Below are 13523 nucleotides of genomic sequence, written 5' to 3'. Positions count from 1 at the left end.
AGTCATGGCACGGGTGAAGCGCGGCGGGCCGACGCTGGGCGGGATCGCAGCGGAAACCGGGGTTTCGGTCGCCACCGTATCGCGCGTGCTGACCGGGCATAGCGCGATCAGCGAGGAGACACGTGAGCGGGTGCTGAGCACCGCCGACCGGCTCGGCTATGTCCATGTGCCGCAGCGGGTGCGCCGCGCGGCTCCGTCGCTATCCGAACAGATCTGCCTCGTCGTACCTGTCGCGACCGCGCATGGCAGCCAGCTTGCCAATCCATTCGAACTGGCGCTGATCGGCGGTGTCGGGACTGCGCTGCGCGAGCGGCGGCGCGACGTGTCGGTCGTGTGGCAGACGCCCTATGACGACGCGACGCTGGCGCAGTTCCTGGACCAGAGCGCCTATGCGGGCACGATCTTTCTCGGCCAGTCGCAATTCCATGAGACGCTCAATCGCTATGCGGCCATGGGCAAGCCATTGGTCGCTTGGGGTGTCGAAGTGGCGGGGCAAAGCTATTGCTCGATCGGCAGCGACAATTACGAGGGCGGCTTTCAGGCCACCGCCCATTTGCTGCGCAAGGGGCGGCGACGCATCGCCTTTATCGGGGCGATGCCGCCCATCGTTGCCGCGCGCACGCCCTTTTCACAGATCGCGATCCGGCTGGACGGGTATCGCGCGGCGCTGGCCGCCCATGATTTGGCATTCGATCCCGCCATGATCCAGACCCCGGCCGCCGGACGGTTCGAGGGAGGCGAGGCGGTCGACAATCTGCTGGAGCGTGGCATCGCCTTCGATGCGATCGTCGCGGCGTCCGACTTGGTGGCGCTGGGGGCGATCCAGACACTCCGCCAGCGGGGGCTGCGCGTGCCGGAGGATGTCGCCGTGATCGGCTATGACGATATCGATGCGGCGGCGCTGTCGACTCCCGGGCTCACCACCATTCGGCAGGATGTCATCAAGGCCGGCAATCTGCTGGTGTCCAAGCTGTTGCGCATCATCGACGGTCATCGCGCGCGGTCGGAGCGGTTGCCGACCAACCTGGTGATTCGCGAATCCTGCGGGCGCTGATGATGCTAATATCGTGCAAAATAATGACGTGGGCTGGCATTAAGTCCCGATAAAAGAAGGTATGTGATCGCTTAAGGAAAGCAAAGTCATGTAAATTGCAATCGATTGCTAATAATCGTTGCATAATTTTGCGGATCGGATCACCCTTCCTCCATCATTGAACCGCCCAGCAGAGGCGTTTTCGGAGGGGATTTTCATGCGTGCATGTCGCTTGGCGTTGATGGCTTCGGTTGCGTGGGCGGTGCCGCTGGTGCCGGCACTGGCTCAGTCGGCTTCGTCTGCCGCATCGCCTCCCGTGGCCGAGGCGCCTGCCGCGACTGACACGGCGCAGGACAACGACCTGGGCCTGAATGAAATCATCGTCACGGGCACCCGCACCGGCACCCGCAAGTTCGAGACGTCCTACGCCATCACCACCATCGACCCGCAGGCGATCGCGCAGAAGGCACCGCTGGGCATCGCCGATCTGATCGCCTCGACGCCCGGCATCTATGTCGAAAGCTCGGGCGGCGAGGTCGGCAACAATGTCTATTCGCGTGGCCTTCCAGCGGACAATTACCGCTATCTCCCGCTGCTGGAAGACGGGCTGCCGGTTTGGGAAGAGGGGGCAGGGGCCTTCACCAATGCCGATGAGTTCTTCCGCGTGGACGGTACGGTCGACTCGCTTCAGATCGTCCGTGGCGGCTCGGCCTCGATCACCGCGTCCAACGCGCCCGGCGGGGTCGTCAACGTGCTGACCAAGCGGCCGACCCGCACGCTGCAAGGCATGGTGAAGGGCGAAGTCGGCGACTGGGACCATTATCGGCTCGACGCCAATGTCTCGGGGCCGCTGAACGATCGGCTATCCTTCGCGATCGGCGGTTTCTACCGCGAGGATAACGGGCTTCGCAATCCAGGCTTCACCGGCAATCAGGGCGGGCAGTTTCGCGTCGGCCTGCAATATGACTTCGCCGATAGCGGGTCGCTGTTCGTCAGCTATCGCAAGCTGGACGACAAGAACATCTTCTACACCGCCATCCCGCTCGCCAGCCCCAGCCAGGGGCTGCAGGGGCTGGATGCGGGCAACGGGACGCTGGTCAACACCGCCTTTGCGCGGCTGACCGTGCCTGACGGGAGCGGCGCCTTCAACAAGCGGGTCGACCTGACCCAGGGTATTCACACCGACACCGATACCTTCACCGCGATCTTCAACAAGCCGCTCGGTGACGGTTGGGAGGTCAATGACCGCGCGCGCTATACGACCGGCATGGTGGACTTCAACGGGCTGTTCAGCTCCGGTATCGCGACCAGCCAGGGCTTTCTGGCCAATGCGCTGACCCGGTTGCGCGCGGCGCGGCCCGATACCGTGTCGGCGGTCTATCGCGATGCCAGCAACGGCCAGACGGTCGCCGCCTCCGCGCTGGGCAATCAGCTCGCGCTGACCCAGAGCATCTTCAACACGGTCGTCGATGTCGAGAATGTCATCAACGACCTGAGCGTCACGAAGAGGTTCGACACGGGCCTGGGCCGCCACACCCTGACCGGCGGCTATTATTTCAGCCATTTCAACCAGACGCAGAACTGGAACTGGAACGACATTCTTGTCGAGGCGATCAACCGCCCGCGCTATTTCGACGTGATCGGGCTGAACGCGGCCGGGCAGCAGACGGTCGCGCTGACCAAGAACGGCCTGCTCAACCTGCACAGCAATTTGCAGCGTTTTCAGGATAATGTGACGATCAACGCGCTCTACCTGACCGATGCGTGGCAGGTGACGAATGCGCTGCGCATCGACCTGGGCGCGCGCTATCATCATGTGTCGAAGAAGGGCACGATCGCGCAGACGACCGGCGCCAATCTAGGCGACGCGACGACGATCGCCGACGACAATGTGCTGGTCTTCACCGGTGCGAACACACCCTATCGCTTCAAGACCGGGCAATGGGCCTTTTCGGCGGGCGCCAATTACGAGTTCAGCAAGCAGGTCGCCGCCTTTGCCCGCTATAGCCGCAGCTTCCGCGTGACGCCGGAGTTCGTCCAGTGGTTCGGCGGCGTGCCGGTGGAGAACCGTATCGACCTGGTCGAGGGCGGCGTGAAATATTCGACGCGACCCTTCTCGGCCTTCGTCACGTTGTTCTACAATAAATTCCCCAACATCGCCTTCCAGACGATCGTCGCAGGCCCCAATGGACAGGCGCAGACGATCAACCAGACGGCTGCGGCGGAGTCGAAAGGCGTCGAGGTGGAACTGTCGCTGCGCCCGGTCGATTTCTTCGAACTCGCGGCGAGCGGAAATTACCAGCATATCGCCTATACCAGCTTCGCCGGACAGGATGCGAGCGGGCCGTTCGACTTCAGCGGAAACCAGATCGTCCGCCAGCCGCAGGTGCAATTCTCGATCCGCCCGACCCTGCATCTGCTGGGCGACCGGGTGAACCTGTTCGGAGAGGCCGCCTATACCGGCAAACGCTATGTCGACGTGGCGAACACCATCGTCCTGCCGCATTATACCGAGGTGCGGCTGGGCGCGAACTGGAAGGTCACGGATGCGCTCCAGGCGCAGGTCGTCGCGACGAACCTGTTCAACGAGGTCGGTCTGACCGAGGGCAATCCGCGCGCCGGCTCGATCATCGGCGTGCAGGAAACCGCGTTCCAGGGGCGCCCGATCTTCGGCCGCCGCGTCCGCGCCAGCCTGACCTACAGCTTCTGATGACGAAGGTGCTGGGCATGATTGTCGGGCTTGCGGCGCTGGTCGCGGCGACCCCGGCGCTGGGGCAGGCGTGGCGGACCGTGACCTCGCCCGACGGCCGGATCACGGTGGACCTGGCGGTGGACCAGGGCGAAGCGGTGTACCGCGCCCGCTATGACGGCAAGCCCATCCTCGACCGCTCGCGGCTCGGCTTCCGGTTCAAGGATGCCGCAGCCATCGACCAGGGGCTGACGCTGATCGACAGCCGCCCGACCGCGCTCGACCGCCCCTGGACCCAGCCCTGGGGTGAGCGGCGGCAGATGCGCGAGCATTATCGCGGGCTCGTCGCGACGCTAGCCGCGCCGGACGGGCGCAGGCTGGGCGTCGAGTTCCGCGTCTTCGATGACGGGTTCGGCTTTCGCTATACGCTGCCGGGCTTGGCGGCACAGTCTCTGGTCGTGACCGACGAACGGACCGAGTTTCACTTCGCGCAGAACTACCGCGCCTGGTCGATCCCGGCCTATCGCGAGAAATATAGCGAGTATGAATATAGCCGGTCGGCGCTGTCGGCGATCCAGACCGCGCAAACCCCATTGACGCTGGAGGGCGACGGCGTCGCGATGGCGGTGCACGAAGCCGCGCTGGTCGATTTCCCCTCGATGAACCTGCGTATGCCCGAGGAGAATAGCCGCACGCTCAAGGCGGATCTCTCGCCCTGGCCCAATGGCGACCGGGCGCGGACGCATGGCGGGGCGGTGACGCCGTGGCGGGTGGTGATGGTGGCCCCGGATGCGGCGCATCTGGCGGACTCGACCATCGTCCTCAACCTCAACGAGCCCAACCGGCTGGGCGACGTGTCCTGGGTGAAGCCGGAGAAATATATCGGCATCTTCTGGGCGATGCATACCGGCCTGCTGACCTGGGAGCCGGGGCCGAAGCTGGGCGCGACCACCGCCCAGGCCAAATCCTATATCGACTGGGCGGCGGCGCACGGGATCAAGGGCGTACTGGTCGAGGGATGGAATATCGGCTGGGACGTGCCCGAATGGTGGAAGAACGGCCATTCGCGCTTCCTGTTCGACCGCGCGCAACCCGCCTTCGATATGGCCGAGGTGTCGGCTCATGCGCGTGCCAAGGGGGTGGACCTGATCGGCCATCACGAAACCGGCGGGCAGGTGCGGGATTATCTGCGCCAACTCGAACCCGCGCTCGACTATTATGACCGCTACGGCGTGCGGGCGATCAAATTGGGCTATGTCGGGACGCGTCTGGACGAGACCGAATGGCCCGATGGCCAATATGCGGTCGAGAGCCTGCAAAAGGTCGTGGAGGCGGCGGCGCGGCACCATATCGCCATCTTCCCGCATGAGCCCGTCAAGGACACCGGCCTGCGCCGCACCTGGCCCAATCTGCTGAGCCGCGAAGGCGCGCGGGGACAGGAATATAATGGCGGCAGCCCGGACGGCGGCAACGCCCCTGACCACACTACGATCTTGCCCTTCACCCGGCTCTTGTCTGGGCCGTTCGACTATACGCCCGGCGTCGTCCATTTCGACTATCGCGCGACCCGGCCGAACAACCGCGTCCCCTCGACGCTGGCCAACCAACTGGCGCTCTATGTGGTGCTCTACAGCCCGGTGCAGATGGCGGTCGATCTGCCCGAGCATTATGACGAACATGCCGACGCGTTTCGTTTCATCCGCGACGTGCCGACTGATTGGGAGGAAAGCCGTACGCTGCAAGGGGCGATCGGCGAATATGCGGTCGTAGCGCGGCGCGACCGGAAAAGCTCCGACTGGTATCTGGGCGCGATCACCAACGACAGTGCTCGCACGCTGACCGTTCCACTCGATTTTCTCGACAAGGGCACGCGGTACGAGGCGACCATCTATGCCGACGGCGCCGATGCTGACTGGCGTACCGCCCCGGAAAAGCTGGCGATCCGACGGCAAGAGATATCGGCCGGAGAAGCCCTGTCGCTCCGTCTGGCGCGTGGCGGTGGGCAGGCGATCCGGTTTCGAAAATTGTAACTTGGCTATTTGACGAAATTTCAGTCCTCACATCGATAAAGCGCAATGTGATCCACGCCCTGGACGCTGCGAAGAGCGAAATGAACGAAGGGCGGACGCTGGAAAAGCTCGGCGCCGCGAATGACTGCGGCGGTCGTCAGCAGGACGTCCCTTATCGCTTATAACCGGCATTGTAGAGGTCGTTCAGCCGCCTCAAAGGCCACCGGGGTGTAGCGGCCCGCGTGTCGACGCCGACCGCCAGGAAGGCCAAGCCCGCTGTCAAGCCGAACGGAATTGTCGATCAGCAGGGGCCTGCGCGGGGTTATGCATTGGACCTCGCTAGCGGCGGTCCGGACAGCGAGGATGCGGATTTCGGTCGCGCCGCCTAAAGCCGCGCGCCTGGGTATTCGAAAAAGGAAGCAGCGGAATAGGGCACCGTCAAGACCGGAATTCCCCGCTGTCGGTTGAGGTCTGAGGCATAGGCGGTTTCGTCACTGGGACGAAACCGCCGGCAATCAAGAAGTGTATGAAATCATCTGCTAAGCAGTATTGCCTCGGACGGGGCGGCCTGATCGAACGCTTCAGCGTGTTATCGAGCGGCGAAATCCACCTTCAAGGTATGTCGCTGTCGATACTGGCTGGCTGCTCCGCCTGCGCGTCCTGACCGATTTTGGCCCGGCTAAGATAGCTGGCCCGCGACCCTATACTGGCCTCTGAAAGTCGCCCGCTTTCGAAGGCTTTTTGCTGTCCGGAACCGGCGACGTCCAGTAGGTCGCTAAGACGTCGGAAAAGAACTCGACAAAAGAGGATATAGGATGCGGGCGGTCATCATCGGTGAAGGCATGTTGGAACTGTCCGGTGGTGCGGATATCGGCGCGGCCGGCTGGCGGCTTGGCTATGGCGGGGATACGCTCAATACCGCGCTCCATATGGTCCGCTCGGGAGCGGATGTCGCTTATGCGACGGCATTGGGGACGGATGCCTTTAGCGAGGATTTGCTGAGTGCCTGGGCGAGCGATGGCCTGGACGTATCGATGGTGCTGCGCGATCCCAGCCGGATGCCCGGCCTCTATGCCATCCGTACCGATGCGTCGGGCGAGCGCAGCTTTTCCTATTGGCGTAGCGACAGTGCGGCGCGGCGCTTCTTTGCATTGCCCGATGCCGCGATGTTGTTTCCCAGAGCGATGGCGGCCGACCTGTTCTATTTCTCGCTGATCAGCCTTGCCGTTCTGCCGGATGAGGGGCGACACGTGTTGATCGACGTTGCGCGCCGGCTTCGGACGGCGGGGCGTACCGTGGCGTTCGACGGTAATTATCGGCCCGCCTTGTGGGCGGATCGCGCAGAGGCGGTTCGTTGGCGTGATGCCGCGATCGGCTGTGCGACGATCGGCCTGCCCACGGCGGAGGATGAGGCGATGCTGAGTGGGGAGTCGGACGCTGACGCCGTGGAGGCGCATTGGCGTGCGGCAGGAGCGCAGGAGGTCGTGGTGAAGATGGGGGCGGCCGGATGTCGGCTCACCGGCGGCGCAGTGGTTGCGCCCGTCACATCGCTGGTACCCGTGGACACCAGCGGGGCGGGGGATGCATTCAACGCGGCGTATCTGCTCGCGCGGATGGCGGGCGAGGCGCCGGAGGACGCGGCGTCGGCCGGTCATCGGCTGGCGGGATGGGTGATTCAGCGGCGCGGCGCGGTGCCGGATCGCGATGCGGACGCGCCCTATCCCGGCGCAGGATAAGACACCAAGGGCGTCCACCCAAATGATGCGGCCAAGCGCCGCCAATCGGCCGGACGAAGCGACCAATGGCAGAGCCAAGATATTTCAACCGGTTGCGCAAAGGCGGGCGCTGCCGCATAATAGCCTATGGAACAACGGTTACACACGCCGCAGCCGCTTGACCGCATTCAGCAGAATTGGCTCGCTACCACCGAGCGTCGGATCCTGACTTGGCTGTGCGGCAAGATGCCCCCCGCAATGACCCCCGATCGACTGACGGCCATCGGCATGGCCGGGGCGGCCCTGGTTTTTATCGGCTATGTCTGCAGCAATTTTGGCGCGGGCTGGCTGGCGCTCGCGCTGGCCGGCTATGCGGTGCAGTGGTTCGGCGACTCGCTGGACGGCAGCCTGGCCCGCTATCGCAAGATCGAGCGGCCATCCTACGGCTATTTCCTCGATCATAGCTGTGACGGACTGGCCAATCTGATGATCGTGCTGGGCATCGGCCTGTCGCCCTTTGTCGGCATGAACGTCGCGCTGATCGCGCTGGCCGGCTATTTCCTGATGTCGATGCACGCCTTCCTCGCCGCGCGGGTGATCGGCGAGTTGCGGCTGTCCTATATGGCGGCCGGGCCGACCGAGCTTCGGTTGTTTCTGATGCTGCTGACGGTCGCGATGATGTTCGACGATCCGACCAAGGATTTGATCGGCAATGTGTCGGGGTTCGACATTTTGATCGGAGGGATCGGCGTCGGCTTGATCCTGCTGTTCGTCGTCCAGACTTTCGCCGTCGCTCGGCAATTGGCCGTCACCGACCGGCGCTGATATATCGCTGGACCGGTCGCGCTGATCCGCGACGACCGGCCCAGGCTATCGCGGCTTAGCCCGCGACCAGCAGGCCGTGATGCTTCTTGCCCGAGGACAGCTTCACCGGCTGTCCGCCGACGGCGATGACCGCATTCTCATCGGCGATCTTCTCACCATCGATGCGCGCGCCGCCTCCTGCGATCAGGCGGCGGGCCTCGCCCTTGGACTTGGCAAAGCCCAGCCCGATCAGCGCGTCGACGATGGTGATTGAGCCGCCTGCCACCGCAAAGCTGGGCAGGGCGGCGCCGGCTGCGCCTTCCTCGAAAGTGCGACGGGCGGTTTCGGCGGCTTCCTCGGCGGCGGCACGGCCACGGCACATGGCGGTGGCCTCGTTCGCCAGGATCTTCTTGGCCTCGTTGATCTCCGCGCCTTCCAGCTTTTCGAGACGTTCGATCTCGTCGAGCGGCAGGTCGGTGAACAGTCGCAGGAAGCGGCCCACGTCGCGGTCGTCGGTGTTGCGCCAGAATTGCCAGTAATCGAAATGCGGCAACTGGTCCTCATGCAGCCACACCGCGCCGGCCATGGTCTTGCCCATCTTGCCGCCATCCGCCGTGGTGATCAGCGGCGTAGTGACGCCGAACACCTCGGTCCCGTCCATGCGGCGGGCCAGTTCGATGCCGTTGACGATATTGCCCCACTGGTCCGATCCGCCCATCTGCAGGCGACAGCCATGACGCTGTGCCAGTTCGCGGAAGTCATAGGCCTGAAGGATCATATAGTTGAATTCGAGGAAGCTGAGCGACTGCTCACGGTCGAGCCGCAGCTTTACCGAATCGAACGACAGCATTCGGTTAACCGAGAAATGCTGTCCCACCTCGCGCAGGAAGGGGATATATTCGAGCTTGTCGAGCCAGTCGGCATTGTCGACCATCACCGCATCAGTGGGGCCATCGCCAAAGGTCAGGAAACGTTCGAAGATACGCTGGATCGAGGCGACATTGGCCTTGATCCCGTCCTCGGCCAGAAGCTTGCGCGCCTCGTCCTTGAAGCTGGGATCGCCGATCTTGCCGGTGCCGCCGCCCATCAGCACGATCGGCTTATGCCCGGTCTGCTGCATCCGGCGCAGGAGCATGATCTGCACCAGGCTACCGACATGCAGCGACGGCGCGGTCGGGTCGAAGCCGATATAGCCGGGCACCACCTGCGTCGAAGCCAGCCGGTCGAGCGCGGCGGCGTCGGTCATCTGGTGGACGTAACCCCGGTCGTTCAGGGTGCGGAGCAGGTCGGACTGATACGTCATGATAGCGGTCCGTTACACCGCCGTTCCCCGTTCGTCACCCTCCGCCGATACAAAGCGAGCGCGGGTGAGATCCCACCCGCGCTCCTTCGTTACGCCGTTAGCGGCAGACGGTGCGCCCGTTCCGCTCGACATAGGTGCAGGGACGATAGCCCGAGCCCCGACCGGTATAGTTGGTATAATCGCCCTGTGAGCGGGGATCGACATAGCCCGGCGTACGGCGCGCCCGATCATATTCGCGGGCGACCCGCGCCTCACGCCGGGCCTGCCAGCGGTCACCGCGCCAGCCGCGATCATCCTGCCAACCGCGACGTTCGCCGCGCCAGTCGCGACGATCATTTCGCCAATCCCGGCGGTCACCCCGCCGGTCGCCGCGATCCTCGCGCCAGTCACGGCGGTCGCGATCCCGATCATAGCGCGGTCCGTCGCGCCAGGACTGAGCCTGCGCGTCCGAGGCGGGCAGGGTCGCGGTGGCGGCCACACCGGCCACCGACAGGCCAAGTACCGCAAAGAGGTGAAGAATCTTTTTCATACGCCGACTCCTCGGGGCAACGGCCCCATGCCGGCATTTAACCGGCAAGGCGCTGTCGCGTTCCTTAACGGGAAGATGTCAGCGGCGTGGCAATTGCGTCAGCGGATCGACCGGGGTGCGGCCCCGGCGGAGTTCGAAATGCACCTCCGGCCGGTCGGCAAAGCCGCTCTGTCCTGACAAAGCGAGCGTCTGGCCGCGCTTGACCGCCTGGCCGCGCTGGACGAGTAGCTTGGAGGCATGGCCATAGACGCTGGTCCAGCGGTCGCCATGCTTGACGATCACCAAGCCGCCCAGCGCCGCGATACCGTCGCCGACATAGGCGACGACGCCGTCGGCGGTGGCCTTTATGGGCGTGCCGATCGGCACGGCGATCTTGATGCCGTCGTTGCGCTCGCCGCTGGAGCCGGCGCCGAAGCGCTTCACGACGCGGCCCTCGACTGGCCAGACAAAGCCCGAATTGAGCCGGGCCGGGGCGGCGACCACGGCGGTGGGGGGCAGAACACGCGACGGCGTGGTGCTGGGCTTGGCGGGGGCCTGGTTGTTCGCCAGCGCCGGCTCGCCGCCGGTCAGGATGTCGTCGATATTGAGCGTGAAGGCGGCGGCGCGCTCGGCGGCGGTGCTCGCGGGGGCGCCGACCGTCCCGCCCGGGATCAGGATACGCTGGCCCGCGCGCAGCACATAGGGTTCGGTCAATGCATTGGCGTCGACGATCTGCGACCAGGGCACGCCGTAAGCGCGCGCGATCGCGATGCCGGTTTCTCCGGAGCGGACCAGGTGGAAGCGGCCGCCGGGAATGATCAGCTTTTGCCCGACGCGAACGACATAGGGCGGGGGCAAGGCATTGGCCCGCGCGATCGCGTCGGCGCCGGCACCGGTTCGATCGGCGATACCGCGCAACGTGTCGCCGGGACGGACGATATAGGTCGATCCCGCAATCTCGCGCGCGTCGGGCGTGACCGGGCGGATTTCCCAGGAGGGGCGCGGCGCGGGCAGGGAGGTTACCGGCTTCTGTGCGGTAGCCTCGATGGAGGGGGGAGCCAATTGGGGGCGCGGAATCGATCGGCTGGCGGTGGCCGGCACGGAGCGGCGAATAGGCGGTCGCCCGGCACTGGTCGTGGTGGGCGTCGGCACTGGCGCAGGGCGCGGCGTGACGGGACGCGGCGTAAAGCGGGTGGCCCGCACGGGCGGCGATTGGACGATCGGCGGGGCGGCGGGCACTGTGGAGCTGGCGGGTGGCTCCATATTCGGGATGCATCCCGTGACCAGCATCCCGATGCCGATGATCCCCAGCTTCCGTTCCACGCCCCGTTCCCCCCGGTTCATTCAGCGATAGGCCGCGTCGAGCATAGCAAGAGATGCGTCATGCGTAAGATCGAGATGCAGGGGGGTGACGGCGATGCAATCCTCGGCAATCGCGTCCAGATCGGTGTCATGGCCGGGCTGGTGCGGCAGGCGGCCGAGCGCCAGCCAGTAATAGTCATATCCCCGCGGATCGCTGCGCCGATCGAACGTCGCGCGACCATAATCGCGCAGCCCCTGGCGCGCGATGCGAATGCCCTTCACCGCCTCGGGCTCGACGGGCGGGAAGTTGATGTTGACCAGCGTACGCGGACCGAAGTCCAGATCGAGCAGCGGTCGCAACACCCGCTCGCCCCAGGCTTCGGCGGTGGCGAAAGGCACGCCGTCGCCAAGGCCTTGGGCCGCATAACGCTGGCTGAGCGCGATCGAGCGGATGCTCGCCAGCGCGCCCTCCATCGCCGCCGACACCGTCCCGGAATAGAACACGTCCTCGCCCAGATTGGCGCCGCGATTGACGCCCGACAGGATCAGGTCGGGCTTGGTACCGGCCATCACCTCCCCCAGCGCCATCAGCACCGAATCGGTGGGTGTCCCGTTGACCGCAAAGCGCCGTTCGCCGAACTGGCGCAGCCTTAGCGGCCGGGTCAACGTCAGCGAGCGGCTGGTCCCCGACTGGTCCTCGGCCGGCGCGACGATCCAGACATCGTCCGACAAGGTGGCTGCGATCCGCTCCAGTGCCGCCAAGCCCGGCGCATGATAGCCATCGTCATTGGTCAGCAGGATGCGCATCAGCGCGGCTCCAGCACCGCCTGTCCGCCCAGATAGGGGCGCAAGGCTTCCGGCACGACGACCGAGCCATCGGCCTGCTGATAATTCTCGATGACGGCGACGAGGGTACGACCGACCGCCAGCCCCGAGCCGTTGAGGGTGTGGACGAAGCGCGTGCCCTTGCCCTCGGTCGGGCGATAGCGCGCCATCATCCGCCGCGCCTGGAAATCGGTGCAGGTCGAGCAGGACGAAATCTCGCGATAGCGCGCCTGGCCTGGCAGCCAGACCTCCAGGTCAAAGGTGCGCGCTGCCGAGAAACCCATATCGCCGGTGCAGAGCAGCATCCGGCGATAGGGGAGACCGAGTGCCTCCAGCACGCCTTCGGCGGCGGCGGTCATCCGCTCATGCTCGGCATCCGATTGCTCGGGGGTGGTGATCGACACCATCTCGACCTTGTCGAACTGATGCTGGCGAATGAGACCGCGTGTATCGCGACCCGCCGCGCCCGCTTCCGAGCGGAAACAGGGCGTCAGCGCGGTGAAGCGCAGCGGCAGTTCCTGCTCGCTCAATATCGCCTCACGCACGATATTGGTCAGCGACACCTCGGCCGTCGGGATCAGCCAGCGACCATCGGTGGTCCGGAACAGATCCTCGGCGAATTTGGGCAACTGGCCGGTGCCGAATGCGGCTTCGTCGCGCACCAGCAGGGGGGGCTGGACCAGCTCGAAGCCGTGCTGCTCGGTCATGCGGTCGAGCATGAACTGGCCGAGCGCCCGCGACAGCCGCGCCATCGCCCCGCGCAGCAGTGTGAAGCGCGCACCCGACAAGGCGACGCCGGTGTCGAAATCCATGCCTAGCGCCGGCGCGATCACGTCATGCTCGCGTGCCTCGAAGGCGAAGCTTGTCGGCTCGCCCTTCTGATGCACCAGCGCATTGTCATCCTCGTCCGCGCCTTCCGGCACATCGGCGGCGGGCAGGTTGGGGAGGGCGGCAAGCGCGGTGTTCAACTCGGCCTCGACGCTGCGCTCCTGCTCCTCCAGTTCGGGCAGGCGCGCCTTCAGCCCGGCGACTTCCTCCATCAGCGCCTGGGCGCGGGCCTCGTCACGGGCGGCCTTGGCCTGGCCGATCTGCTTGGACAATTCGTTGCGGCGGGTCTGCGCCGCTTGCGCCTCGGCGATGATCGCGCGGCGGCGTTCGTCGATCGCGATCAGCGTCTCGGCCTGGGGCTCGGCACCCCGCTTGGCGAGGGCGGCGTCGAAGGCGGCGGGGTCGTCCCGGATCAGGCGAATGTCGTGCATGGGGGCGAGGCTATGGCCTCCGCTCCGCCGTCACGCAACCCGTGGCGAAGCCATCGCGTTATCCCCTTGCACAGAC

The 13523-nt window shown here is 65.3% G+C and carries 10 protein-coding genes; 5 read left to right on the top strand and 5 right to left on the bottom strand.

The genetic code is table 11. The annotated features are described in order from the left end of the window. The first annotated feature begins 4 nt into the window (after positions 1-4). The 5 genes from SP6_RS06490 (at position 5) to SP6_RS06470 (ending at position 8271) form a co-directional block, all read left to right on the top strand. Positions 5-1054 (top strand): LacI family DNA-binding transcriptional regulator, encoded by a 1050-nt coding sequence (locus SP6_RS06490; protein WP_007403579.1) that lies wholly within the window; start codon positions 5-7, stop codon positions 1052-1054. Positions 1055-1250: 196 nt separating this feature from the next. After that, positions 1251-3743, top strand: a complete 2493-nt coding sequence (locus tag SP6_RS06485; protein WP_082052435.1) for a TonB-dependent siderophore receptor — start codon at positions 1251-1253, stop codon at positions 3741-3743. Further along, positions 3743-5752: a glycoside hydrolase family 97 protein gene (locus SP6_RS06480; RefSeq protein WP_007403265.1), complete on the top strand. Its 2010-nt coding sequence runs from the start codon at positions 3743-3745 to the stop codon at positions 5750-5752. The genes SP6_RS06485 and SP6_RS06480 overlap by 1 nt, the downstream gene beginning before the upstream one ends. A 794-nt stretch (positions 5753-6546) precedes the next feature. Beyond that, positions 6547-7467 (top strand): sugar kinase, encoded by a 921-nt coding sequence (locus SP6_RS06475; RefSeq protein WP_007403637.1) that lies wholly within the window; start codon positions 6547-6549, stop codon positions 7465-7467. 237 nt (positions 7468-7704) lie between these two features. After that, entirely contained in the window at positions 7705-8271 is a 567-nt protein-coding gene (locus SP6_RS06470) for a CDP-alcohol phosphatidyltransferase family protein (RefSeq protein WP_007403400.1), read from the top strand. 55 nt (positions 8272-8326) lie between these two features. On the opposite strand, the gene tyrS is transcribed toward SP6_RS06470, so the two are convergent. The 5 genes from tyrS to serS all read right to left on the bottom strand — a co-directional run bounded on the left by tyrS (position 8327) and on the right by serS (position 13447). After that, positions 8327-9553 carry a tyrosine--tRNA ligase gene (gene tyrS / locus SP6_RS06465; RefSeq protein ID WP_007403279.1) on the bottom strand — a complete coding sequence of 409 codons (1227 nt, stop codon included), beginning with the start codon at positions 9551-9553 and terminating at the stop codon, positions 8327-8329. A gap of 97 nt (positions 9554-9650) precedes the next feature. Continuing rightward, a complete protein-coding gene (locus tag SP6_RS06460) occupies positions 9651-10082 on the bottom strand; it encodes a hypothetical protein (protein WP_007403446.1) in 432 nt (143 codons plus the stop codon). 78 nt (positions 10083-10160) lie between these two features. Next, the gene (locus tag SP6_RS06455) at positions 10161-11324 is read right to left on the bottom strand and encodes a M23 family metallopeptidase (protein WP_082052440.1); all 1164 of its coding nucleotides are present in this window, start codon (positions 11322-11324) and stop codon (positions 10161-10163) included. Between the two features lie 81 nt (positions 11325-11405). Then, a complete protein-coding gene (gene surE, locus SP6_RS06450) occupies positions 11406-12170 on the bottom strand; it encodes a 5'/3'-nucleotidase SurE (protein ID WP_007403286.1) in 765 nt (254 codons plus the stop codon). After that, positions 12170-13447: a serine--tRNA ligase gene (gene serS / locus SP6_RS06445; protein WP_007403263.1), complete on the bottom strand. Its 1278-nt coding sequence runs from the start codon at positions 13445-13447 to the stop codon at positions 12170-12172. The genes surE and serS overlap by 1 nt, the downstream gene beginning before the upstream one ends. Positions 13448-13523: the final 76 nt, after the last annotated feature.

The sequence above is a fragment of the Sphingomonas paucimobilis NBRC 13935 genome (assembly GCF_000739895.2).
Lineage (GTDB): Bacteria > Pseudomonadota > Alphaproteobacteria > Sphingomonadales > Sphingomonadaceae > Sphingomonas > Sphingomonas paucimobilis.
The sequence above is the reverse complement of the archived record's forward strand: the minus strand, read 5'-3'. Positions and strand labels throughout refer to the sequence as shown.